Below are 26,737 nucleotides of genomic sequence, written 5' to 3' on the forward strand. Positions count from 1 at the left end.
CACTAGGACTGTTTACCCGAATCATCGGGAAAATCAGCGCATTTACAGTCTTGCAATATATTAATTATGTAAACAACAGACCGGTTGGCAGGGTTAAGTATGCGCTAAATTAATTCCGCCAACGGGTAAGTAACAGAAAAAATGAATTTGATGCAAAACTAAATGGTCGCAATGGATTTAAGACTGCATCTCACGTTTTGCCTGCACTTGGACTAACAGTTAAGGTAGGTGAGTTTAGCATCTCCATTTTTCAGTCCGAGTGCTGCTGGCAGGAGTGCTGTAAGTCTGGTATCCATACAAGACAAGATAGCAAGTTTCTTGTCTTGTATGGATACTTGCTTGTTAAATACTTCTCATAGCCTTTGTTGGCTACGAACTGTTCGTTATACTTGATAATTTCTTCAATAATTATAGTGGTGCTATTTTATAGTGAAATCAAAGACCTTCTTACTGCCTGAGTCCTTCATACCATTGCTTGTGTCTCCTTTCTTATTGTTGTAGGTAAGGCAATATTCTCCAGGTTGTCCTTCTACTATCATATCATAAATGTTGTCGGACACTTTTTTTATGTTTAATTTTACAGATTTATCTTCTTTAGCACCTATAATTTTATTGGAGTGAACCACAGCACTGGTCATTTGTCTTCCTTTCCCAATAAGTTTGAATTTTGCCACAAAGAAATCGTCTATGGTATAGTCGCTGGAGAACATATCATAATACTCAGAAATACTGTTTCTGTCATGCGTAAAATATATGCGAAAAATAGCCTTGCCACCAGTAAATGCATATGGCGAAGTCTTGCCTTCAAATGTGATAAGTTCCTTGTCTTTAAACGGATTGGTATATCCAGTTCTTTCAATTTCCTTGAAGTCTATATGTTTCATAGCCACAAGCTTATTGTCGATATTAGCAAAAATACCTACGGAATCTTGTTTTAATTTTCCTAAAGCTGTTTTACGAAAATCTATACCTGCTTCTGCAAAAGATGCTTTCTGCTCCTCGTAAGCCTTACGTCTGGAGTCATTATACCCTCTTACGAAGTCCTCATCTTTTCCTGCTAATGGATCGGTGGTAGGAACCTCTTCGTCATCATCTAAATCTTCTTCATCTTCGCTCTCATGTTTTGGAAGAAGTTTGGTAATATCTGTTACACCACTCTTTATTAATGCTTTGACTCTATCTCTTGCTTGTTCTGCTTCGTTCTGAGCCATCGCAAAAGTGCCTGTACATACAAGCATAGCTAATAAAACGATCTTTCTCATCATATATAAATTTTATCGTTATTATTCCGGTTTATATTAAACTTAATTAATTCATCACCCCCAAAACTGTCGTTCTCGTACGAACAGAGGAGAGAATTAGGGGAAAAATTCCCCTAAATTCTCATACAGTTAGTGGTAGTGAATAAATTTGACTTTAGAAATCGGAGTATTGCTCTTGCTTTGACTTCACTGTAATGTCTCGTTTCTTCGCTCCCTCCATAAGCTTGTCAAGGACATCTGCTACGTCTTTGCGCGTTATATCTCTGAAGTTAATTACCTCTGGCGCGTCTTTCGAGTTGCTTTTATGTCCCTCTACGTAAGCATTGAGCATGGCAATCCAAAGCATTGGATCAGTCTCTTCTGTGCTTTCCGTTGTGTCTCTCTCAGCTTTCTGTTGTGCATCTTGCTCAATGACTAATGGTATATACACTTTCTTGAAGTTTTCTTCCGTGAAAGCATTTGTACGAATCTCAGCCAAGATTTCATAAGCACGTTGTTTCATTCTGGTAGCTTTCTCACGTTCAGTTGTGAAATGAATCTTCAACTCTTCCATGAAACGAGGTACCTGTTGGTAGTCGGCATCTACGGCAATGGAATAGACTCCACCTTCTTTCTCGCGAAGTTCATCGAAGAGGCGAGCTTGTACCAGGTCTTTCACCACATTGAGGGCGGTTTGTTCCTTGGCAGAAAGTGGTTTGTCGTTGGTGAAAGCTAATTCTATTTCTCCTAAGTCGCCTTCCAAATCTGCTTCCAACTCACAAGTTATTTCACGTTTTGGTGAAGAGATGTTCTTTAACTTGTACTGACGTGGTGCTACTCCTGGCGTCCCAGGCAAGGAAGCCACATACTTCTCTATTATCTGGCGTGCTTCTTGTTCTGGCAAAGCACCTACCAAGCAGAAGGTGAAATAGGCGGCATTGCCGAAACGGTCGTTAAAGAGACGTGGTAGATCTTGAAGTCTCATACGATTATAAAATGCCAAGTCTTCACGTGGGTTGTCTTCTGACGGTGGGTATAAGATGGTGTTGATGGAATCTTGTACGGCACTCATGCCCGTCTTGCTCCTATTTGAATAGAGGTACTTGCTTTTCTCCACAAACTTATTAAAAACAGCTGGATTGAAATTCTGTTTAGTCAACACTAAGTGGAGGTACTGGAAGAAGTCTTCTGCATGTGCCACAGTCGTATTTCCACCTACACCATCGGTGTAGTCATTGATGGAGAGTGAAAGTTGAATATCTTTATTCTGTAGCCATTCGTAGAGTTGATTACGGCTGTACTTGTATAGACCAGATTGCATAATGAGCGACTGCATTGCTTTCTCTGAGGGGAGATCCTTTGAGTTAACCAATGAGTTACCACCCATCGCAGAACCGACAAAGTATATTGTCTTTCTTGCATCAGGCAGGTATTTGTAGAGTACTTTGGCACCATTGCTAAGGGTCCATTCGGTTACATTCATGTCCTTAATGAGTGTACTCTTGTTAATCTTTCCTGGTGTAATTTTGTAGTCAATGAGTTGACTGATGGATGCAGGTTTGTCGAAAGTCAATACGGGGTCTTCCTTTACTTCAGCCAAAATCTTTTGGAACTGTGCTAATGGCACGTTCATGTCGGATGGATTGGCTGAATAGGTAATGAAACTGAGGTTTTTGTCGTTCATCCAGGAACGAACCCAAGCATTTAGATCTTCTACCTCCATATCTACTAAACTCTCCACGGAACGTCTGATCTGTTGATGGAAGGATTCCAGCGGCATACCATACAGATAGTTCTGCTTGAAAACATCCATCCAGTTGTCGGGAGTTCCCAGGTTATCAGATTCCATCAGAGGTTTCATCTCATTGTAGAGGGCTTCCTTGGCTTGCTCAAACTCTTCGCTATCGAATCCTTGGCGATAGATACGTTCACGAATAGCGAGGATTTGTTTGAGGGCTGCTTGTTCCTTGCCAGCATATGGTACGAAGTCCCAGGCGTTCTGGTCATATTGACGCACCAATGGTGAGTAACTGACGGTGGCTGTGATGAATTCTTCCTTTGCATCATTGCGCAGCATAGCCAATTCCTGGGAAGCTAAGCGTTGGAAGAGGCGAGCCTTGAGTTGGTCGCCCACTACATCACGTTTTGTAGGGTCTGTTATAGCAAGGTTACGTTGGTAAATACCGACGGAATTCGAAGTGTTCTCCTTGTCAATGAAACGGTAGTAGAGGGGTGTGTCATTTTCTGGGATGAGTGCATTCTCCCTCGTTATAGGTTTCTTGGAGGCGGGAATTGCCCCGAAGATACGTTTTACTTCTTTCTCGTATTCTGTAGGCTCGATATCACCGATAATGGCAACATACTGCAACTCTGGGCGATACCACTGCTGGTAGAAAGCCTTGATGTCCTTGGCTGTGTAACTATGAATCTGTTTTTCTGAACCGATGACGTTATGGGTGGCATAATCACTGTGATTGTAGATGTAAGGAGCGATGGCTTCCGTCAAGCGCTTGTTTACGTTGCGACTTTGTCTCCATTCCTCCGAGATGATGTTTGCTTCCTTTTCCACATCCTTGGGTAGTATCTTGATGCCATTGCACCAATCTTTGAGCAACCACATCATAGATGCCGTCACTTCACTGTCTGCTACAGGTACATTGTTGACTTGAAATCGGGTCTCGTTAATGCCTGTTTGGGCATTGAATACCAAACTGTGGTCACGGAGGTAAGTCATGACTCCATGAGGAAAGTGTTCGGTGGCATTGAACGCCATGTGTTCTAAGAAATGTGCCAAACCATATTGCTTGTTTGTCTCCAAGATAGCACCCACATTCTGGTACAAATAAAAGTTGACCTCTCCAGCGTTGCTTGGGTCACGCAATATATAATAGGTGAGTCCGTTAGGGAGTTTACCTTGTACTAAACCGTTGATTTGTGCCTGACTACAAATCGGTACGAATAGCATACAGATGGTAATTACCATCTGTAATGCAAGAGTATAGATAGACCTTTTCATTCTGTTTATCTTTTCAAACCGTTTATTTCTGTAAGAGTTCAAGTGTAGCCAACTTGCGGGCAATAGTAGCCTGAATCATAGCCTGTACTTGTGTCATGTTGTTGAGTTGAAGCGACTCCACGTAACCTTGGCGATAGTATTTGGTGGCATCCTCATACTTCTTTATCGCCGTGTAGCTGTCGCCAATCATGACGAGGTAGTTGATGCGGTCAACGACGGATGTTTCACCTGTCAATGCTTTTTCCACCCAATTGATGGCAATCTCGTGGTCGGCAGGAGCGAGTTTCTTGCCAGCTGCGTAATAAAGATTTTGTGCTGCCTTACCATAGTCGGCCGGTGTGGCGTTCTCACCCATCAACTTGAAGTAGTCGTCCATCAGCTCCAAGTACTTCTTGATGTCCTTGTCCTTGTAGATGACATAGATGGCATCGGCATATTTGGCAGACGACTTGGCTGGGTCGAAATTACCAACGAAGGAAATAACTGAATAGGAAGGCTTATACTCCCCGGAAATCTTATCCACATAGTCCTTGTAGCTTAGATTTCCTTCCTTGGCAAGGTCCTCGATGCGCTTGTCATTATACTCAATGACATAATAGGCAGCAGCATCGCCGACATTTTTCTGCCAAGCTGGAAGATTGGTGTTGATGAAGTCAGCTATCTTTTGTTGCTGTTCGGTGTCGTCGCCACCTAATTGTGTGATGATGAGATAGTCTGTACGGTTGATGAGACTTGGCCCTAACTTGGCTTGGATATAGGCACTGAACATCTTTCTGATTCTGACTACCCATTTCTCAGCATCCATGCCTTCTTGTGCCATAAGAAACTTAGGGGCTTGTTGTAGTACCTTCTGTTGGATGTCCAAGTCGGAAGGGTTGGCACGGTATTGTTCGTAGAGTTCCTTAAATCCGATGACATCGCCCGCGGCGGTTTTGCCAGCTTCCAACAACTCCCTTGCTCCCATCGCACCTACAGATATGGAGATTGCCTTTCCGTCATTGGCGATGAATGCCAAGGTAGGAAATGCCTCAATCTTGTATTGTTTGGCAATGGCAACATTCTCAGGCTTTTCGGCATCAATCTGTATGCTGATGAACTTCTCGTTGAAGTACTTTCCGATGGAGTCTTGAGTGAAAATAGTCTTTGCCATGCGTTTGCAAGGCCCGCACCATTGGGCATAGAAATCAACAAACAAAGGCTTATGCTGCTTCTTAGCCTCGTTGAGGGCTTGCTGGAAAGAGCCTTGGAAAAAACGAATGCCACTTTGTGTGGTGGCATCTGTTGGTACATCTTCTTTACTCTTGCCTTGAGCCATGCAAGGCTCAAGGTTGAAGAGAGAGAGAATTGCTGCAAAGAGCAATATACTAATATTTTTCATCATATCTTTTCTTCTATTTAGTTCTTAATGATGTATAGTCGATGTCTTCGTCTCCATAGGAACCATTGTCCCAATCTCCGAACTCGTTCTTCTTGATGATGACGGTGAAGATGTGTGGAAGAAGGGCAGAGTGATCCTCGTTCTGCACTTTCAAGCTGATGCTATATCTACCTACAGGTAAGTTCTTGGAGGCAGCATAGAATACTTGAATCAAACTGCCTTGAAGACGGATGGTTCCTTCCTGGATGGCTTGACGGAAAGCAGCGGCATCACCTCCCTCTGTAGCTTCTACGTCGTAAAACTCGTAGGTGATAGGCACTGTACCTGCTACGCCTTGGATAGCATACGAAGTCCAAGGAGAATTGTCGGTTACTTGAGGGGCATATTCATCTACTTCCTGATAGACAACCAAGGTATCTGGTTCATATCCTGCGTTTTCAGCCTTGAGATAGCCTACAGGCATATTATGGCAACTCGATAGTGATATTAGTGAGATGAGGGTGATTGCCACGAAACTGATTTTACTATATAATCTTTTCATTTTGTTAAAAATCTGTTGGAGTGAAATCATAACTTAAAGAGTGTACGACTCCTGTCTGAGTCATAATGTTGCAGGAAGCAACCTCGCTGGTTTTTCCTGCAGCTTCGGAGGCAAGATAGATTTTCTTAGGACCAGCCTGTGGCACACCTCCGTATGGTTCACGATAGGTGTAAATCCAAAGCTGTTTTCCAGAGAGCATCGTGTATGTCTTACCACCTTGTCCGATGACTGTACTCGGATCCGTTGAGGCAATGCCAGGTGTAAAGTCGTCGAGTTGGATAACTTGATTGCCCTCGATGATGGAGGAAAGGATGAAGTTACGGCAGTCCTCTACGGGTACATCTGCTATCTGTTCATAACCTTTCTGCAAAAGATAACGGCGAATGCTGTGGTTGGTCATGCCAAACACTGTCAAGTTTTTGCCATAGGAACTGGTGCCCATAAATATCTCTTGGAGACCAGCGTGCTCTGCCATGATTACGAGAGAGTCCCAGTTGTAGGAATCTTGCTTGAAATAGTCCCACATGGTGCAATCATGATAGCCGACGGATGTACCAGTGTCGGCGAAGTTATACTTGGTGCAGGAGGTGGTGAACCCTAAGGTTGCTACCACTACTACTATTAGGAGAAATATCTTTTTCATTTTCTTGTTTTCTTTATTTTAAGATGATTTACATGTAGCGCATCCAGTAGATGGTCTGGCGTATCATAGTGTTTGTTACCTTTCCGTCACGATCAGAATAAGCGTTGCTTGGAATTGGAAGGAAGAGGGCACCATTCTGGATGTCGTTAGCGGTCAAGGTCTGGAACTTGCCGTGTAATTCCTCCAAAATGTAGTTGTTGCGGATGATGTCATAGTAACGCTCATCGTTCTCGCCAAATAACTCCTTTTCACGTTCCTTGAAGATGGCTTTCTTGAGGTCGCCGTCATCATAGATGGATGGATAAGCTTCCGCACCGGCACGATTACGGATGGTGTTGAGGTCTGCGATGGCAAGGTCTGTCTGTCCTAACTTGTTGTAACATTCTGCACGGAGCAGGATAATGTCAGCAAGTCGCCAATACACGTAGTCCGCATTCAGTGAACGAAAGTCTTTGCCTGTCTCTGAGAACTCGTTTTGGGTGTAGATGCACTCCCGGAACTTGTAAGGGATGGCATATTGGATACCATCTACCTCCACAGGGTTGTCGATGTCGTAGAAGAAGGCTTGCTTACGTTGGTCGGATGGGTCTGGGTACATTTCCTCGACGGTAGAAGGGTAGAGTTGCAGATAGTTGTCGTATGGAATGTTACCCATCTGTGCAGTCTCTTTTACTGGCCAGCTGAGGTAGGCTGTTGCCACGTCGTTTGGTGTTTGACTGTCCTCAGATCGTGCCTTGTCGAATGTCAAGGTGAAGATAGCTTCTGGATTTGTCTCTTCTGGATGGGAAAGCTTGCTGCAGAGTTCTTCAGGAGAAGAGCATAAGCTATAGTTGCCCACTTTACCTTCTATCAAGAGAGTGGCGTAGTCGATGGCTTTCTGATAGTCTTCCTTAGGGTTGCCTTGTAAACCGTAAAGTTCTTCTACACTACCTTTCCAAGCGTAAATCTGAGCCAGAAGAGCGGCACTGTTGCCTTTGGAGGCATATTGACGGCTCGTGATGGAAGTGTTGTTCAAACCTCTTAGCTTGTCGTATGTTGGCAAGATGCTGAAAGCTGCCTCTGCACTGCTGATAGCTTTGTTGAGTACGTCTATCATCGGAGAACGACCATACATCACGATGTCGGTGGAATTCTTGGTGATCACGCAGTCGCCGTATCGTTGTGCCAAGAAAAAATAGGAAAGTCCCATGGCAAAGTAGGCTTGTCCTTTGTGGAAATTATAGCGTTCTTCCGACAAACCTTCTGTCTTGCCAATGTTGTCAAGGAGTAAGTTTGACTCATAGATAACGTTGTAGAGACCAGTCCACTGACCATCTTGGTCTTTGGCATAGCGTGGGTTCCAATCACGTAGTTCATTGTTCCAACCGAGATTGTCAGCCTTGGCACCTGCTGCGATGAAGGCATCGTTTTTGCCTAAGAAGGCGTTCTCGAAGAATAGTATGGAGGATGTAGTGGCATTCAACTCATTTTCTGATTTGAATGCATTGTTGAAGGTGACTTGGTTCTCTGGAATCTGCTCCAAGTCGCATGACACCAATCCCGCCGCACAGATGGCGGCTATAAATAGTTTCTTCTTCATGTCTTGTTAAAATTTTAAGTTAAAGCCAAATGTTACTGAACGGTTCAATGGGTATTGCTGACCCGTATCCTTGCCTGTGTAAGGGTCAACGACTTCAGGGTCTGTACCTGAGTAGTTGGTCCACAAGAAGAGGTTTTGACCTGTGACATATAGGCTCAGTCCCTTGATTTTGTTTTTAAACCACTTGGCAGGCATCTCATAAGATAAGGTAATGGACTTGAGACGCAGATAGTTGACATTCTCGATATTGGAGTCGATGTCGCCATCAAACTGTCCTATGTAGCCTTGGTCTGCGAACTCCAAGGATGGATAGTCGGTCTCATCGCCAGGCTTCTGCCAGAAGGTTACCTTGCTTGGATCTGCCATGATGGTGCCGAAGGTCTTGGTGAAGTTGAATGCAGAGTTCTTCACCATGTTCATCATTTTGCGACGGATGGTATAGCTCATCATCATGTCGAGTGTCCAGTTCTTGTACGAAACACGGTTGCTGATACCACCGAATGCACTTGGCAAGGTACTGCCTGCATAGTACTTGTCGTTGTTGTCGATGGTTCCATCCTGATTGAAGTCCTTGATTTTACGACCACCCACACGCAACTGATAGTTCTCGCTGTTATTGAAACTCAATGGTACGAGCTTACCTGATGCGTTGTAATAATATGGTATCTGGGACTCATCCTGTACGATGCCCTCGTCGTGATAGGTGTAGATGCCATAGACTGGGCGACCCAATACCTTGTCGCTCAAGTCCTCACCTCCGTATGACTTGCGGAAGAGGTTGCGGTCGTGAGAGATGTTGAATCCAAGTGTCCACTGCCAGTTCTTTCGCTTGATGATATCTGCGGAAATCTCAAACTCAATACCCTCGTTGGATATGGCGGAAGAGTTGTTCCACATCTTGTCTGCCAAGAAGAAGTTTCCTGGGGTTGAGGTCTGCATCAGCAAGGCATGGGAGTATTTGTAGTAGTAATCCAACTTCACTTGCAAGCGATAGTTGAAGAGCTGAAGGTCGAGACCTAAGTCATATTGGTCGTTTTTCTCCCAAGTGAGCTGGTTGTTTGCGAGAAGTCCTGGTATCAAACCTGAATTACCTAAGAATGTGTTGCTGGTACTCATGGTTCCCAACGCAAGGTAAGCCTCGTTGAACTTCTGACCAGAGCGTCCCCAAGATGCACGGAACTTACCGAAGCTGAGCCACCAGAGATTTTTCATGAATGGTTCGTCACTGAATGTCCAGCCCAAGCCCACAGCAGGGAATGTTCCCCATCTCACGTCGCTACCGAAGACAGAAGAGCCGTCGGAACGAAGGGAAAATTCTGCCAGGTACTTGTGCTTGTAGTTGTATGCCAAGCGACCGAAGAGACTCATCATCTCCTGTACTTCCTGATTGCTATGGTAGGTCTGCAATGCCTCATAGGTGCCATATTCGTCTTGGCGTAATGATGGCCATTCCTCACCTACATAGTGGATTTGGTTGGTAGGGCCGCCATAGGCAGAACCGCCAACAGTGTTGAGCTGGTCACGGTTGTAGGAGAAACCGCCCATCAACTCGAAGAAGTGCTTTTCCTTGAGGTCGAACTTATAGGTGAGATAGTTCTCGCTCTGAATCATCGTCATGCCGATGTTCTGTCCTTCTGACTTGGATAATTTCTTGTAGGTCAGATAGTCTGGCGTAAAGGTATTGAGACGAGTGTTGTAGTGGTCGATAGCTGCCGAGAGCGAGAGCTTCAAACCCTTGATGATGTTATAGTTGAGTCCACCGCTCAATCGAATATTGTAGTTGGAGTTCACTCCATTGATTCCTCTCAAGGATTGCATAGCGGTCTTTTCGGCGATGCTTCCTTTTCCTGGCAGGAGGGTGGATTGTAGCTTCGGATCAATAGTGAGACCTTGTACCTTGCCTGTGGTAGCTGCTTTTTGGTCAGTGTAAGATAAGTTGATGCGAGTATAGGCATCTACCTTTGGGGTAATCTTGAAGTCAAGATTGGACATGAGGTTGGCTCGCAAGAAACTGGAGTTGATCATGATACCTTTCTCGTTGTAGATACCTGCGGCTACCATGTAGCGTACATTGTCGTTGCCCCCGGAGATGGAAAGATCGGCCTTGGTCACCTGGCCGACACGAAAAGCATACTTCCACCAGTTGGTGCTGTTATTATAGAAAGTATTGAGGGAATCCTGTGCTAACGAAGGAATCTTGTTGGAATCGTCTGTGGTGATATTACCCTTATTCCAAAGGTAGTCGTATGCACCATAACTGTTTGGATCCCATCCCCATGTGTCCTTGTAACTATTCGGGAAGATAACCTTATCGGTCGTCCAGTCATATTCGCCGACACGTTGGTTCTTCGCCAAGAGAAGGTTCATCAAGCGCTCACCATTACCACGCAACTGGGTAGGGGTGGCAGGGAGCCAAGAGAAAGACTGGGATACGTTGGCGCTAAATTCAACCTTACCACTCTTACCTTTCTTGGTAGTGATGAGGATGACGCCATTACCTGCACGAGAGCCATAGAGTGATGCGGAAGTGGCATCCTTCAAAACCTCGACCGACTCGATGTTGGAAGGGTCAAGAGAAGAAAGTGGGTTGATACCTCCTGTATAGGTAGAAGAAGATTGGACAGGGACACCGTCAATGACAAACAACGGAGAACCGTCGTTGACACCTTGCTGATTCAGGGAACTAAAGCCTCGAATGACAATCTTGGAGCCGTTTCCGCCAGGCTGACCTGAGAGGTTGGAAACATCGACACCTGCCATCTTGCCTTGCAATAAGGTTTCGATTGAGGAACTTGGTACGTCTTTGAGAGCTTCACCCTTCAAGGAAGAGACTGAGCCTAACATATCACGGCGAGTACGGCTACCGTATGCGATGACTGCTACCTCGCCAAGTTGGTTGCCCTCTTCCTTGAGGATGACGTTAACTGGGTGGCCGTTGTTATATTTCACGGTCATGGGTGCGTATCCGATGGCAGACACGATGAGCTCGCCGTTAGAGACATTGGTAGATAAGGTAAACTTACCCTCAGTGTCGGCGATGGTACCTTCTCGCAATCCTTTTATCCTTATGGTTGCGTTAGGGATGAACTCACCTTCGGTATCCTTCACTACACCCTTTATGAAAAATGAACCTTTTTGGGCGGTGTCCAAGCGGAACACACGGATAGACTTACCATTCACGCTGTAGGTAAATGGTGTCTTGCTCAACAAGTCTTGAACGGCTTTTTCTACTGTAGCTTCATCGAATGAGACAACCATCTTGTCGGGATAGTTCCTTACCTCATTGGTGTAATTGATGGAATAATCGCTATTCTTGGTGATGTAGTCCAAAATAGACGAAAGAGTTTTCTCCTTGAAGGAAACAGATAATTTTATCTCCCCCCGTTTGTGCCAATACAGCAACTGGGTTGGACAAAGTTATCATCAAGCATCCTACTATGCATAGCAGATGCCAAGAACGGATGATGTTTTTGTGCATATCTCTTTCTGTTAAATTAATAAATACATTCTTTGATTTATGGGTGCAAAATAACAACTTTTTGGTGAAATATGCAAATTTTATGTAATTTATTTGTCGGAAAGTCCCTAATAAGTGCTTTTCTCTCCTTTCAATGTTATCATTCTTACTACAATAGTTGTGATTCCTATTTACGAAAACGGCACCGGTAAACAAGTCATTTAGGGTTGCTAAACAAGTCATTTACAGGTGGTAATCAAGTCATTTACGAGTGCTAAATAAGTCATTTCCTACCTCTCAATAAGTCGTTTCCCTATCGTAAACAAGTCATTTGTTCTTTTCAAACAAGTCATTTCTCTTTTCATCTTTTCGCTGTTTTATTTATTTTGGCTGCAAAGGTAGTAAAAACCAACTTAGCCATGTGTTCTGCGATATATCGCGATTTCTTTAAGATTCATTAGCGGACTTTAACAGAACTGCTTTGATGTTCTCAAGATTTAGTAGGATTACTCAAAAGGAATAAAACATTACAAAATAAAATGGAGGTGACGGTGACACCTACTTTTCAACTTTATTTTTATGCATTGGAGACACTACCCTCCAATTTGGATGTCTCCCTCTGATTATCAATCTTTTATATATTTTCGCGCGGTAAGTCATAAAAAAAAGAGTATATAAAAGTGTCACCTGTCACCGTTTTCTGTCAAGCCCTTTATTGGAGCCAGTTTGTTGGGTGACACCAGTGACACGAGTTTTCACTGTTTTTGTGGAGGTGCCTGTCACCCCTGTCACCCAACGACATGCGGAAAATAGTGGACAAAATCATATTGTGTTCTTGTTTGTTTGCCTATTTGTTTGCATGTTTGTCTCATCAAAATGAGGAAAAAGTGCTCTTCTGACGTAATAAAATAGCCGATGAAACGTTGTACTTAAAAGAACAATAAATTGTGATAAATATGAAGACAATTAAATCTTTTGTTGGATTGGCATTCGTACTGTTTGCATCCTTCTTTGTGGTATCCTGCAATGATGATGTCGAAGAAACATTAGAGCAACAATGGGCTTCGGTATTGGATAATCATGGCTGCAACTACGACTATAGTGACGATGGAAAATGTTTTGGTGATGGTGGCGGTATCAGCAAAGAAAACTTTGACAAAGTGATTGTTGGTCATGGCTGGAAGCACTACGGCACATGGGAAATAGACAAGTATGGCAAAAGACTGCCTCTCGAATATTATCACAACATAATTGGTGTATCTCCAGATAATTACTATTTTGATAGCAACACTAAATTAACTATTTACTATCGTTCAAATACGTCTGGAAGTGCTATAAAGAAGAGTGAAGTAGCATATACTTTCAATCGTAAATACAAAGGAACGTCACTCACAGTCCTATTGCTTGACAATAAAAAATACATTCAAATCACTGGCTGGACAAGGGGTGAGCAACCTTCTTTCTGCATGGTTCACCCATTGGGAGAATCCAATGGAGAAACCCTCTATGGTGTTTCCATCTATGTACAAATGACTGATACAGAATTGAAATCAATGCAGGAGAGTGTAAAATCCATTAATACATACCATTAATAAATACAATTATGAAAGCTACAAGAATCGTCACAACAGTGTTTATTGCGCTTGCCTCACTTGCAGTCAATGCACAGGAAGGAGCATGGAACGGCGAGCTAAACATAATGGGAACTAAGTTGCCTTTAGTATTCAACTTCTCTGGCGACGGCTGCACCATGGATTCGCCTTCGCAAGGTGCTAAAGGAATACCAGCCGAGAAGACTATTAAGGACGACGGTACAATAAAGGTTTCGGTTGCGATGATTGGAGCCACATTTGAAGGAAAGATGGAGAATGGCGAAATTAAAGGTACATACACCCAAAATGGTTTCCCCATCCCTCTTACACTAAAGCCCGGTAAACTTGTAGTTAAACGTCCGCAAACTCCGGTTGCTCCATTTCCATATAAGGAAGAGAACATAAGCTTCACAAATGCAGGATACACTTTCAACGGTACCCTCACCCTACCACAAAACTATTCTAAGCAGACTCCCGTAGTGCTGATGGTTACTGGTAGCGGACAGCAGAACCGTGACGAAGAACTATTTGACCATAAACCCTTTGCCGTAATTGCAGATGCATTGGCCCGTCAAGGCATTGCTTCCTTACGTTATGACGACCGTGGTTGGAATGATAAGAATATTGATTTCGGTCAATTCACAACAGCCGATTTCCTCCAAGATGCCGCATCTGCCTTACCTTTATTGCGCAAGCGTTTCAACAAGGTTGGACTATTAGGACATAGCGAGGGCGGCACAATAGCCATGATGCTTGCAGCTGAAGGCAAAGCCGACTTCATTGTGTCGCTCGCTGGCATGGCTATATCAGGTAAAGAAACTCTCGTGATGCAGAACCGCCAAGCTATGTCTGCCATAAATTTGCCTAAGGATATGGTTGATTCCTACTGCGCTACCATTTCAAATATTCTCAACGAGATTGCAAATGGCAAGAAGACAAGTGAGATAACCATCGACGGAGTGCCAGACAACTTAAAGCCTATCCTAAAGAGATCATTAGAACAAGCCAACTCGCCATATATACGCCATTTCATAACTATAGATGCTGGCAAGCAGTTGTCCAAGATTAAATGCCCAGTGTTGGCACTTAACGGCACAAAAGACACTCAAGTGGACTGCGCTGCCAATACAACTATACTTGAAACTGGACTCTCCAACTGCAAGCACACTATAAAGAAGATTGATGGTGTAAACCATCTGTTCCAACATTGCTCAACTGGCAGCGTTGTGGAATATCAGCAAATAGAAGAAACTATTGTTCCAGAAGTGCTGGAGACAATAACCAAGTGGATTAACGAACTGTAATAATAATTATAAGTGGGGCGGGCGAAGTGCGCTCGTGCCTTGGCGCCTATAATCTTCAAGTAGCCAATGCGCCTGCTATCAGATACTTGCAGTAGAAGGTTTCGCCAAGACAGATTTTATTATGCGCCCTTTTTCTTCATCATCAATCGCGACTTTTCTTTGGCCAGAACCTGCATATCCACTGCCACATCGTCTTCATCTACAATTTCTACGCCAGTCATTGTTTCTATCACGTCTTCCATAGAAACTACGCCACGGAGACAACCGTATTCATCCACAATAATAGAGATGTGTTCGCGCTTTTCCAGCATCTTTTCCCATATCTGATATAGAGATTCATCTTCATTGAAAGAAAGAATCGGGCGCACCAACTCTGATAATCTGGTCTGGAACTTGTCGTCTGAAACCTCCTTGAGCACCATGTCTTTCAGGATATAGCCCACGATGTAGTCTTTGTTATTATCATATACAGGGATGCGAGAGAATTTCCACTCCTTCTGCTCGTAAAACTCCTTGATGGTTTGATTCACATTGGCAGATTCTACCACAATGGATGGAGTCATTACCTCTTTGGCCTTTACTCCAGCCAGGCGAATACAGCTTTTGATGATCTTGCTTTCTGATTCACGGAAGATACCTTCTGTGGTTCCTACATCCACCATGGCTGACACTTCCTCGCGGCTCATGGTGGCCTGGTGGTTCTTAGGAGTAAATATCTTCGTGATAAGTTCTGAGAGCAGTACCAATGGATAGGTGATGAAAATGAGCACCCTGATAATCTTGGTAGATGACATGGCTAATGAGCGCCAATAGGATGCACCAATGGTTTTCGGGATGATTTCAGAAAGCACCAGAATCAGCAGGGTAAGAATAGCGGAAATGATACCGAAGTATTCTTCACCAAAGAGTTTGATAGATTCAGCACCTACACCAGCGGAACCGATGGTGTGGGCAATGGTATTGAGCGAAAGAATGGCACCCACTGGGCGATCTACGTTGTTCTTGTACTGTTTCATCAAAGAGGCTGTCTTGTTGCCTTGACTCTCCTTCATCGAGATAAACGACATTGGAGTTGATAATAACACTGCTTCCAGGACAGAGCATAAAAAGGATAGTGACAGAGCACCTAAAAAATATAAAATAATTAAACCCATGTAAATTTTAATTCGTTAATAATATGTTATCTGAAATGAGATAGATATTATTTCCGAAGATTACAATGAAGGATGTAATGGGGAACATTACATCTTTGGAGTTTATTTGATATATGTTTTGTTGTTGCAAATGTCATTACAATCATCATTGATTTCAATTTGTTGCAAATATAATGAAAATAATACGAAACTCCTCTTAATTTCTCGAAAATTAGATTGTTTTATATGATTTTTAGTAAATATTTGTTAGTTTTTCTAATAACATCTTTCATGGAGAAGAGGATGAGGGGGTGTCATAAATCTTGACACACTAACCGATGAGAAAGCATTTCCTCAAAGAAAGTATATTTATCAAATCTAACGATGCGCATTTATAAGGTCTCATGATGCGCTTCGTTAGGGTTTAATGATGCGCTTTATTAAGGTCTCATGATGCGCTTCGTTAAGTGTTAATAAAGCGCTTCTTTAAGTTGCAAAGAAACGCTTCTTTATCTGTCTAAAACTTTCAACAAATTAGGTTTCATTTTTTCCGTTTCTGACCCACTTTTATTTTTCCCTGCCCACGGAAAAATTCTTGCGTGGGCAGGGAGAAAAAATTACCCAAGCAGATAAGGATAATTTAAAGAGTATTTGGGGGAATGAGAGTGTCATCGAAAAAGAGTATAATTTAACTCTTCTTGTAGGAAAATAGAGATAGAAAAAGGGTGCGTCATAAATTCATGACACACCCTCTTAAATTTTTTATTTGTTTTCGTATGTAACAACGAAATTACTTCTTCTTGTAAGTAACAACTACCTTGTTGGAGAAGATTGACTGAGCGCTGGAAATAACATTACCTGTGGTCTGCATGGTCAATGTGTTGTTCGTAAAAGAACTCTCGATACCTGCAGTAACTGAGGTTTCTGCGCCACTTTCATCCATCTCTGCTGCAATCAGCTGACTTGGCACATAGGTAGATACCTTCACGTTGCGGTTGAGAAGGAAGCCCAGGAACAAATCTTCACGTGTCTGCATCCAGCCGAAAGCATTCAGCAGATAAAGAGGCTCAATGGTGTTAGGACAAGTACGGATGCTCTTGTCTGTTGCCAACCCGTTGGCCAAGCTCATGGTATAAGCAGACAAGTTGCCATCTGTATAGGTGTTCAGAAGATTTGCATCATCATTATCTGCTGCACCATTCTTCTTTACACTTACAAGATAACCGTTTGCATCGTAATTCCAGGTATAAGCAACTGCATCACCATACATATCGTAACCTGTGCTGCTGATGATGCGACCCTGATCATCAATAGTATATGCGATTGGCTGATCATACAAATTTTTAGTTGTGATAGTCTTACCACTATATTCGAAAGCCCACTCTACGGCACCATTAGAAGTAATCGCCTTTAAAGAACCGTCTTCATTGTAAGCAAAGTTCAAAATCAGTTTGCCTTCTTCAAGACCCAACATTGGAGCATACATGGTGAGCATCGCATTATCAGTAATAGTGATACTCTCTACCTGGCGCTGCTGGTATGCATATACCTTACCCAATTCCCATGTTGAATTGCCACGAACCAGGGATACGGCATACTCGCCTTCTGCCAAGTCTGCAGGAACAGAGAACTTCACGCCATCTGCTGCAATTGTTGCATCGATGGTCTTGTCACCAACAACAATCTTATCGCCCTGAGCAAAACCGATACCGGCGATAGTTACCTCCTGACCAATGGCCATGTCGGCAGGCAAAGAAAGGGTAGAGATAGGATTGTCAGCTGCAAGAAGATTCATGCTGCCCAAGGTGAAGCTGTCATTAGCCACCTTCAAAACTACATTTACCTTACCAGGAGTCATGGTGTAAGGGATGGTGAATGTTGCACCATTAGAAGTCATCTTGGCATTGGCATTTACCTCTGCGCCTTGCTCAGGCTGGAGATAAATAGTCTGACCAGAAGCGAAACCATTTCCCTGAACAGTTACTTCGGAACCAATCTTTGCAGAAGATGGAACCACCTGATTGCTCACTGGGTTGCTTGGACCATCGTCATCTGACGAACAGGCTGAGAATGTGATGATGGCACAAAGCATCAGCATCATTGAAATCAATTTTTTCATAATCGTTGGTTTAAATTAATGAATATAATATTATTAAACTCTTTTTTTTACTACAAACCTGGCTGACTGTTCAGAATCTTCTCTGTATCCTCGCTGGATGGTCTTGTCATGTCAGGATTGACAATTCTTCCATTAGGATCGAGGAGGATGAAGCGAGGAATACCGCTGATGCGATAGTCACTCTGGAACTTTGTGCCTTTGCCGATGTAAAGTTGGGTGCCGCTCAGAGCACCGCTCTTCACGCGATCAGCCCACTTTGCCTTGTCCTGATCTATAGAAAGACCTACGAACGCAATGTTTCTGCCCTTGTACTTTTCCTCCAACTTCTTGAGGAATGGCAACTCCTTCTGGCAAGGACCGCACCAGGTGGCCCACATATCTATATATACATACTTGCCACGGAAATCGCGGAGCGTCATCTCCTTACCGTTCACATCCACACCCTTGAACATAGGTGAAGGACGACCCACGGCTGCTTTGTCCCACTTGGCACAAGCCTGCTTGAAGATGGCATTGAGGCGAGGTGAGGTAACGTAGGTATAATAGAGGTTCTGAAGATCGGTGATGTTCTCCACACCATTTCCCTCTACGTAGGTGAATGCCAGGAAGTGAATCAGTGACTCGCGAACCTTATCACTCTGGATGTTCTCGCCGATATAACTCATCTCTGCCAATACCTTTGGATAATACTGGCGGATGTCCTTGCCTGCCTCGTCGAAGATATGAGCCGTCTCAATCATAAAGTTGCGGTATTCATCGATGTCGGCAAGATCTTCATCCTCCTTCACATACTGGCGGATGGTATCGTAATACTCCTTGCCCAGTACCATTGTAGTGTCCTGAGTGAGGTATGTATGACTTACAGGATACATCAGCATCATGTTGGCATAGAAATAGGTGATTCTGCCTTCCTCCATCTTCAGGAACTTGTCGTCGGCTGCAAACTTGCGTGCCTTCAACAGGCGCTTCATCGAAGCCATCTTCTTATCCACAGCTGCCTTGAACTCGTTCCATGGTTGGGCATAAGCCTCATTAGGAAGAGCCGTCAACTGAATCTTGTTCAGGTAATCAACAGCCTTCTCGTTGCCGCCTTTCACAGCGAAGGTGTTGTCGAAATCATGGGCATCGAAGGAAATGTTCATTTCGTCGCCCTTCTGGAGATAGACTACTTTGAACTTCTCGCCATAATATACATTGGCATAGAGTGCATCCATGCCGTCGAGCTGCACTGTGGCTTTGCCGTCGGTGAGCGCAAACTCGTTGACACTCATGTGGTAAACCAATACCACATTGGTCAATACCGGATTCTTGACATCAAACTTCACCGTAATGCCATCAGCGGCATGCATGTTCACTGCTGCAAACAGGAACACAAGCAATGACAATATCTTATTCTTCATTTTCATTTTGTTTTAAAATTTTCTTTCTGTTGAAAGCATCTTATATATAATAAGGTGTAATTAGTTGGTACGCTCGCGATAGGTAGCATCCACAATCTTGCCGAAGCCTGAATAGCTGGTAGGGATTACCTTAGAGAAGTCACCCTCTGAACTCATGCCGTTGTAGATGCGGAGTGTGCCGGAACCCTTACTGTTCTCTGTGCCCACGATAAGATCGTAATCATTGGCTGATGCGGAATTCTGATAGAAGTTGAACTTCATCATCGTGATGGTCTCGCCGCTGAAGCTAAACTGGCGCTCTGCCTTCAATGGCTTCTCTGAGAGATTCACACGATAAACCGTGCCGCCCACGGCATAATACATATAGTTCTTCAGCGAACTGAAGGCGAAGCAGGTAGCCTTGGCGATGTCGGTACAGTCGCTCAGGTCGCCATAGTAAGCCTTGCCCAGTGCGAATGTGCAGTCGGCATAACAGAGCATATCGCCCAACTGGATGCCATACACTTCATATTTCTTTCCGCTGCGGAGTATGGTATAGGTGACGCCCATCAATGCATTTCCCGGGTCATACTTAGTATTCTCCATATAAACGAAGTCCATACCGGTAGGGTATTCCGAAAAGGCATTTCCCGTTACCATCTCAGAACCCTTATAGCCCGTAGCAATCTCTTCCATCTCTTTCATGGTGTGATAAGAGGCGTCTGAAAGCGACAATCCTGGCAGGAACGGACAGCAGGACATGAAGCACTTGTTTACATTATCATAAAGTAGATAGATGGATGCATAAGAGGCGGCTCCGATGTTGGCTCCCACGGCAGGGGCAAGTACCGGCTGTTTGTTGACAGCAGCAAAGAGTCCCTGGATTCCCATGTTGGAAGCAGAGTAGGCATAACCATCACTTACAATCATTCTCATCATGCCGCTCTGGTCGCATACCATGCTTTGAGGATGCAGATCCTGCTGCTTCGCCACCTCGTACTTGAAGGCATAGTCTTTCTGCCACATGAAACTGTTTTTTGAAAGACGGGTAGCGCCATCGGCTGTAAAGAGATAGAATGGAGAGTCAGTATATCCGCTATTGGGTGCATACTGGATGCGATAAGGATGATTCAATTCTGGCATTCCGGTAGTCTTGAGGACATCGAAATAGGTTTGACCAGTAATCTTTGAAACGATGTCGAGACGGGTCTTGCCATCTACATCACAAAGCACCATCCAACCCTCTGATGTAGTGTCACTCACGGTGAGCTTGTAGCTCTGTCGCCAGAACAGACCGGTGTTCTTCTCTGTGGCGGTGAAATAGAGGATATATTCTCCTGCAGGAAGTGTCATTTCCTGCAAGAGATGTTTTTCGTTGCTGAGTACCGTTACCTCATTATCGCCCGACTTGTTGATTACCTTCCATTCATAGTTGTAGGCATCCAGGTCGGTGATTTTATCGCCCAGATTTGGATCGAGGTCGATGTTGGCATGGGTGAGTACTGAGATGTTCTCTGGCACGCCCGTAATAGTAGGCTCGTTCAGGCTGTGATAGTCGTAGTTGCCCTCGTCTTGCGAGCAACCAGCTAACATGGTAGCCATCATCAGAGCCATTGCCCATATTTTATAATTTCTCATAATTCTTAATGTTTTTCTTTTAATTTCTCCTTTGAGAGTGAATGTCTTCCCATGGCTTTACTCACCATAGAATGCTAAAGCATTGCCCTGTGCATCGAAGGCATCGGCATCGTAGGTCTTGCCACTGTTGCGAAGTTTCTGCTGCTCCTTCACATAGCTTTGCATTTCTGAACTTACATAGCTCTGCATGGCAAGTGTCATCTTCGACTCATCGTTGAAATCGCCTGGGTCGAGTCCCAGTACCTTGCATGCCAGTTCAAACTTCTGCTGAGTGAAGTCACCGAGCAAATCAGTTTTCCATGCCTTTGGTGCTGTGGTAAACTGGTCGGAGAAGATAATCTCGTAAGACAGGGTGGTCACCACGTCGCCATTAGCTGTGGTTTCCTCTGTCACGGGCAGGGTGAAGAATGCATTTGGCTGTAAACTTATCAGGATGTGCTTCTGCTGCGATTTCAGAATGGCAGTACGCTTCAGGGTAATCATATACTCCAAGGTTGTTTCGCCTGCTGGCAACTCAGCCTTCTCTGGAAGAACATAATCCACGCCTTCCTGTGCATCCTCCGAACTTACTGTCAGGGCAATCTCGCGAGGCTGGTCGGAAGGTCTGCCCACCAACTGAATCTTCACCGGCACCTGCATTTCGTCGCCTTTTTCATAAACGAAGGTCACGTTAGTCTTATCTTGCAGGATATTGGTATTGGTGCGATTGTTGAGATAAACGCCATTGATATCCTGGAATACATCCGGCTCCTGCTCACTGCATGAACCGAATGCGATGACCATCATCGCCCCAATTAAGAGGTTTTTTATCTGATATTTCATATAATTTCGTATGTTAAATTAATCTGGAAAACTCCTAATTATTAACGCTTGACTTTGAACTTTTTAATCTTAATTTTTGATCAGTTCTCAGTCTCAGAATCTGGCAATGGAACCACGAAGATCAAGTCGCTTGCCTTTGGATTCTTGTTCTTGTTAGAAGAGGTGATGATGTCGCAGTTCAATCGCTTGTAGAGATAGAACAACTGTCCCTCGCCATACAACTCTCTGATATACTCATACTTCAGCAAGTCTGGAGTCAGGGTCTGCAGGTTTGCTACACCACGGTTTCTGCGCAGGGCATTCACATACTGCAAGCCGTTAGCCAGATTGTCGCTCTGACTCTCTGCAGCAATCAGGAACATCTCGCCCAATCTTACCATCGGAATCATCGTGTTCTGAATGCTTCCGTTGGCCACCATGTCACTATACTTGTAGAAATATCGGTTGCTTCCCGTAGCTATCCAGTTGGCACGATAGCGGTAGTCGTCTTGATAGCCGCCAGTTGTCGCAGCTCCGCCATATACGATATTGCTCATCAGGTTGTCATCCATGCGGAATACATAGTTTGGCAGACGGGATGGATCGTAGAAATTCTTGTGGATGTTTCCACGACTGGTATTGGTCAGGGCGAAGAGTACTTCCGACGAGAATATGCGGTCTGGATCGGCTGGAGAACCGGTTACAAGACTCTTATCTACAAATGGGAAGATGCCCTGGTCGGCTGTCTTAATGACATCGGTGGCATACTTGAACGCATCGGGCTTGTCGCCCATGTAGAGATATACACGAGCCAGGAGTGCTTCCACTGCATAATAATTCAGGCGAAGTGCACGATAGCGCATAAAGTTGCTGGTGCCGTCCTGCGAACCGCTCATCAGGGTTCCTTCTGTCTTCACTGGGTCGTTGGCGAGCAGGGTGCGTGCTTCTTCCAAATCAGCTGTCACCTTCTCTGCCACCTCTTTGGCGGTAAGGATAGGTTCAGGCGAATTGGTCTGCTTATTATAATAAGGTATAGCCTTCTTATCACTGTCCTTGGAATAAACCGGACCGAAAAGGCGCAGCATGTCGAAATGAAGCATGGCGCGCAAAGCCAATGCCTCGCCCTTGACAACGTAATAGTTGCCACCGCTGAAGAGGTTCTGGTTGCCATCAATGGTCTCCAGAATCTTGTTGCAGTTGAGAATCAGGGCGTATGCCTTGTTCCAGGTCTGATCCAATCGGTTGCGCCAATATTCAGTAGCATACTGATAGGACGCCAGGTCCTTGTAGTTGCCCCATACACTGTTGTCGCTGCCGATGGTGTAGGCACCGCCCATCACCTCAATCATCTCTACCGAGAGAGACTGACCGTAGAGCGCAGTACTGTTCAGATCGATATAAATGCCATTGAGCATTTTCTGATAGCCTTCCTCAGACTTGAGAAGTTCGCCCTCCGAAATCTGGTCGTAAGGTTTTACCTCCAACCAGTTGTCACACGAAACCATCAGCGTGCTGCAGGCTATAATCATTGAATATATTATCTTTTTCATTTCTTGCTTTTTAGAATGTTGCACCTATAGAGAATGACACGGTACGGGCAAACGGATAGTCGATGCCTCGCTCTGCCTTCACGGTTGACCAACGGAAGATGTCGTTCATGTTGGCCTGAACGGAAAGGGCTTGCATGCCAAATTTCTTGGCGATGTTGAGTGGAAACTCGTAACCTAAGTTGATTGACTCGCAGGTGAGGGTGTTCTCATCCATCACGAAGCGGGATGACTTGTCGGTCTTCTGCACCATAGAGATGCCCTTGAACTGTGCATTGCGGTTGTTGATGCTCCAGCGGTCGTAGAGGGCACGGCGGTCCTGGTTGTTATATACATCAGCTGTTCCGATGTTCTCCACCTTGTCGAAGAGCGAACTGTTGAAGAGCTGACCGCCATACTGATAGCGGAAGTAGCAGCTGAATGAGAATCCCTTATAATAGAAGGTGGTTCCCAACAGACCCTCTACGTCTGGTTCTGTATCACCGCATACCACCTCGTCGTTGGCATCATAGGTGAACGAATAGGTTCCGTCGCGCTTGATGAAGAGTTCCTTACCTGTGGCTGGATCGATGCCCGCAGAACGCACTGCCCAGATGGCGGTAGGACTTCCACCGTCATAATAGCGGGTGGTGTTGTGAAGACCCGTCTTTCCGCTCTCATTCAAAGCACTGAAGGCATTGCCGATGTTGGCATACTTCGACTTGGAATGAGTGGCGCTCACGGAGATGTTCCAGTTGATGCGCTCGTGTGGCATGTAGATAGGAGAGAACTTAACGGTGGCTTCCCAACCGTTGGTTTTCTGCTTACCGGCATTCAGTGCCTCGCTGGTTACGCCCATAGAACCTGGGGTCGTAATGATAGCGAGCAATGGGTCTGTATTCTTGATATAGTAATCAAGCGTCAGGTTCAGACGGTTGCCCAAGGTGGTGATATCAGCTCCAATGTTATAGTTGATGGTTTCCTGCCAAGCCAGGTCGTTATTACCCAAGCCATTGATGATGACACCGGTACCGAATACGTTAGTCATCAGACTATTGAACATATAGGTGGTGTAAGCCTGATAAGCCGAGAAGTTCTGGTTACCTGGGTTACCCACAGAGGCACGCAGCTTCAGCATCTGGAAGATATCATTCTCCTGCATCCACTTCTCATTGTGGATATTCCAACCCAGACCCACAGACCAGGTGGTGCGGAAACGGTTGTCGGTGCCAAACATAGAGGCGCCGTCGTTACGCAGGTTGAAATCCAGCAGATAGCGGTTGTCGTAAGCATATCCGCCATTCAGATAGAAACTGGATGCATGCTTGATGTTCTCACGGTAACTTGGCTTGCCACCAGTAGGGTAGTTGTTGGCAAAGGATGGAGCGTCAAACTGGTCGTCCGTAAAACCTGTAGCCGAATAGCCATTAGTCTTGCTGCTGGTATTGCTGAAGTTGAATCCCAAAACGGCGTTAATCTGATGCTTTTCGGCTATCAGTTTACCATAAGTTGCAGAAAGGTCTCCTTCGTAATAGAGATATTTCTGCAGGCTGTGCTTGAACAGTCCCTTCTGGGTTGCTTCCTTATCATCGAAGTCGGTATGTTCTGGTGAGAGGCGCTGGTCCTGGGTATCATCATACTTGGTAATACCAAACTTGCCACGCACACGGAGGTCATCTGTGGCAAACCACTCGGCGATGAAATTGTTGGTAAAGCCGAAGCGCTGTCCCTTGTCATAATTGTTGAGATGGGCATTCCAGAGAGGGTTTGATACAGGATAGTCGTTCAATCCTTCTTCCGGATAATAGAGATATTTGTTGATCTTGCCATTTTCCCCATATTTCTTGTAGTAAGGGTTAGCCTGGGCATATTCAGCGAAACTTACCGTAGGATTGTTGGTCTCCAGATAGTCGATGGAGAGTTTGTTGCTAAACTGGAACTTGCCTGTACGGTAGATCAGGTCGAGGTTACCGCCCAAAGTCTGTCGGTCGGAACCCTTCATCACACCGTTCACTTTTCCGTAGTTCAATCCAATGCCATATCTCACGTTACCTTCTCCACCCTCAGCATATACATTGTGCTTGTGGGTAAAACCGGTGCGCAGCGGCACACTGAGCCAATAGGTATTCACACCCTGCTCGATGTCGCGGAGACGGGAATTGTAGAGATTATCCAGTTTAATCTGGTTGAAAGGATCGTTGGTATTGTCCTTATATACACCAGCTAATTTCTCAAACTCCAATTTCTCACGAGCGTTCATCAGGTTGTAATCAGAGAGGTCGGCAAAGTCCATGCTGTAGTCTCCCTTGTAGGAAATCTGCAGTTTACCCTTAACAGGCGCCTTGGTCTCGATGACTACCACGCCATTTGCAGCCTTGGAACCATAGATGGCAGTAGATGCAGCGTCCTTGAGCAGAGTAACTGAGGCTACTCTGTTCATATTGAGGTTCATCACGGTTTCCAGAGTTGTCTCGAAACCATCGAGGATAAAGAGAGGCTGATTAGGGTCAGAACCATATTCCTCTTTCAGACCAGCTACACTCGACTTACCACGGATTTCCACATCTGGCATCTTGTTAGGGTTGGAACCGGAGAGGGCATTATCCATGATTTTGAAAGAAGGGTCAAGGGTCTTCAAGCTCTGGAGCACGTTCTGTGCACCCACGCTCTTGAGTTCATCGCCCTTGAAAGTAGCAGAAGAACCGGTGAAGCTCTCCTTCTTACGGCGATAGACACCAGTGACCACCACGTCCTTGATGTTCTGAGCTTCCGACTTCAACATGATTTTGGCAAAGTCGGCTTGGTTGTTACCCGTATATCGAATGACTGTTTTCTTATAACCGATAAAAGACAGTACGATGTTGCATTCCTTGTTGACTGGCAAGGAGAAATGTCCATCGATATCCGTTGTTACAGCGTTAGTAGTACCTTCGATTGCCACAGTAACACCAATCATCGGTTCATGGTCACCGCCATCAAACACCTTACCCTCAACAAATCCTTGCTTCACAGCGATCTCTGTTTGTGGAGTTGTTTCTCCATTTACGTTCTGTGCGGATGCAGACTGAAAGAATGGAGGGGTAAGACAACAACTCAGCAAAATCCAGCGGCAAGCGCATGGAGTTAAATTGTTTATTTGCATAAAGTTACAATCTAAATTGAGTATTCTCGTATTAATATTATATTTCTTTGCAAAGATAACACTTTTTTAGAGATTAAATATATATTTAATGAATATTTTACCATAAATGAGGTAATATTCTACCTTAATTCCGCAACACTATAGTTTAACATTATTTATAAGTGCCTGAGCAACAAAAAGTTGCCCAGGATTTTGCCATGTCAGAATTTTCACTTACCTTAGTGTTGCGAAAAGAAGACAAGCAAAAC

Annotated in this window: 16 protein-coding genes and 2 pseudogenes; 3 read left to right on the forward strand and 15 right to left on the reverse strand. The window is 44.6% G+C overall.

Annotated features, from left to right (window positions below; genetic code table 11):
• Positions 1 to 113, forward strand: a pseudogene (locus tag EXN75_RS14235) (IS982 family transposase); the annotation flags it as partial.
• Positions 114 to 230: 117 nt separating this feature from the next.
• Here the strand turns inward: EXN75_RS14235 and EXN75_RS14240 are convergent.
• The 8 genes and pseudogenes from EXN75_RS14240 to EXN75_RS14275 form a co-directional block, all read right to left on the reverse strand.
• Positions 231 to 409 (reverse strand): annotated as a pseudogene (locus tag EXN75_RS14240) (carbonic anhydrase); the annotation flags it as partial.
• Between the two features lie 10 nt (positions 410 to 419).
• Complete coding sequence (locus EXN75_RS14245; protein ID WP_134844307.1) at positions 420 to 1,265, reverse strand: hypothetical protein; 846 nt, start codon at positions 1,263 to 1,265, stop codon at positions 420 to 422.
• Positions 1,266 to 1,416: 151 nt separating this feature from the next.
• On the reverse strand, positions 1,417 to 4,257 hold the full coding sequence (locus tag EXN75_RS14250) for a M16 family metallopeptidase (protein WP_134844308.1): 2,841 nt from the start codon (positions 4,255 to 4,257) through the stop codon (positions 1,417 to 1,419).
• 22 nt (positions 4,258 to 4,279) lie between these two features.
• Positions 4,280 to 5,635 carry a thioredoxin family protein gene (locus tag EXN75_RS14255; protein WP_408005966.1) on the reverse strand — a complete coding sequence of 452 codons (1,356 nt, stop codon included), beginning with the start codon at positions 5,633 to 5,635 and terminating at the stop codon, positions 4,280 to 4,282.
• 13 nt (positions 5,636 to 5,648) lie between these two features.
• On the reverse strand, positions 5,649 to 6,176 hold the full coding sequence (locus EXN75_RS14260) for a hypothetical protein (RefSeq protein WP_134844310.1): 528 nt from the start codon (positions 6,174 to 6,176) through the stop codon (positions 5,649 to 5,651).
• 4 nt (positions 6,177 to 6,180) lie between these two features.
• Positions 6,181 to 6,819, reverse strand: a complete 639-nt coding sequence (locus EXN75_RS14265; protein WP_134844311.1) for a fasciclin — start codon at positions 6,817 to 6,819, stop codon at positions 6,181 to 6,183.
• A 28-nt stretch (positions 6,820 to 6,847) separates the two neighbouring features.
• Positions 6,848 to 8,398 (reverse strand): RagB/SusD family nutrient uptake outer membrane protein, encoded by a 1,551-nt coding sequence (locus tag EXN75_RS14270; protein WP_118120075.1) that lies wholly within the window; start codon positions 8,396 to 8,398, stop codon positions 6,848 to 6,850.
• Positions 8,399 to 8,404: 6 nt separating this feature from the next.
• Positions 8,405 to 11,728, reverse strand: coding sequence for a SusC/RagA family TonB-linked outer membrane protein (locus tag EXN75_RS14275; protein ID WP_342776619.1), 3,324 nt, complete (start codon positions 11,726 to 11,728; stop codon positions 8,405 to 8,407).
• Between the two features lie 1,083 nt (positions 11,729 to 12,811).
• On the opposite strand from EXN75_RS14275, the gene EXN75_RS14280 reads away from it, so the two are divergent.
• Both EXN75_RS14280 and EXN75_RS14285 read left to right on the forward strand, forming a co-directional pair.
• A complete protein-coding gene (locus EXN75_RS14280; protein WP_134844313.1) occupies positions 12,812 to 13,447 on the forward strand; it encodes a hypothetical protein in 636 nt (211 codons plus the stop codon).
• Positions 13,448 to 13,458: 11 nt separating this feature from the next.
• Complete coding sequence (locus tag EXN75_RS14285; protein WP_134844314.1) at positions 13,459 to 14,751, forward strand: alpha/beta hydrolase family protein; 1,293 nt, start codon at positions 13,459 to 13,461, stop codon at positions 14,749 to 14,751.
• Positions 14,752 to 14,870: 119 nt separating this feature from the next.
• Here the strand turns inward: EXN75_RS14285 and EXN75_RS14290 are convergent, their stop codons facing one another.
• The 7 genes from EXN75_RS14290 to EXN75_RS14320 all read right to left on the reverse strand — a co-directional run bounded on the left by EXN75_RS14290 (position 14,871) and on the right by EXN75_RS14320 (position 26,489).
• Positions 14,871 to 15,905, reverse strand: coding sequence for a CNNM domain-containing protein (locus EXN75_RS14290; protein ID WP_134844315.1), 1,035 nt, complete (start codon positions 15,903 to 15,905; stop codon positions 14,871 to 14,873).
• Between the two features lie 769 nt (positions 15,906 to 16,674).
• A complete protein-coding gene (locus EXN75_RS14295) occupies positions 16,675 to 18,003 on the reverse strand; it encodes an IPT/TIG domain-containing protein (RefSeq protein WP_134844316.1) in 1,329 nt (442 codons plus the stop codon).
• A gap of 50 nt (positions 18,004 to 18,053) precedes the next feature.
• Positions 18,054 to 19,403: a TlpA family protein disulfide reductase gene (locus EXN75_RS14300; protein ID WP_246031420.1), complete on the reverse strand. Its 1,350-nt coding sequence runs from the start codon at positions 19,401 to 19,403 to the stop codon at positions 18,054 to 18,056.
• 60 nt (positions 19,404 to 19,463) lie between these two features.
• Positions 19,464 to 21,020 carry a PKD-like family lipoprotein gene (locus tag EXN75_RS14305; protein ID WP_246031421.1) on the reverse strand — a complete coding sequence of 519 codons (1,557 nt, stop codon included), beginning with the start codon at positions 21,018 to 21,020 and terminating at the stop codon, positions 19,464 to 19,466.
• Between the two features lie 57 nt (positions 21,021 to 21,077).
• A complete protein-coding gene (locus tag EXN75_RS14310; RefSeq protein WP_134844318.1) occupies positions 21,078 to 21,842 on the reverse strand; it encodes a DUF4843 domain-containing protein in 765 nt (254 codons plus the stop codon).
• Positions 21,843 to 21,922: 80 nt separating this feature from the next.
• On the reverse strand, positions 21,923 to 23,371 hold the full coding sequence (locus EXN75_RS14315) for a RagB/SusD family nutrient uptake outer membrane protein (RefSeq protein ID WP_118119455.1): 1,449 nt from the start codon (positions 23,369 to 23,371) through the stop codon (positions 21,923 to 21,925).
• Between the two features lie 10 nt (positions 23,372 to 23,381).
• A complete protein-coding gene (locus EXN75_RS14320) occupies positions 23,382 to 26,489 on the reverse strand; it encodes a SusC/RagA family TonB-linked outer membrane protein (protein ID WP_134844319.1) in 3,108 nt (1,035 codons plus the stop codon).
• Positions 26,490 to 26,737: the final 248 nt, after the last annotated feature.

The sequence above is a fragment of the Segatella hominis genome (assembly GCF_004535825.1).
GTDB classification, from domain to species: Bacteria; Bacteroidota; Bacteroidia; order Bacteroidales; family Bacteroidaceae; genus Prevotella; species Prevotella hominis.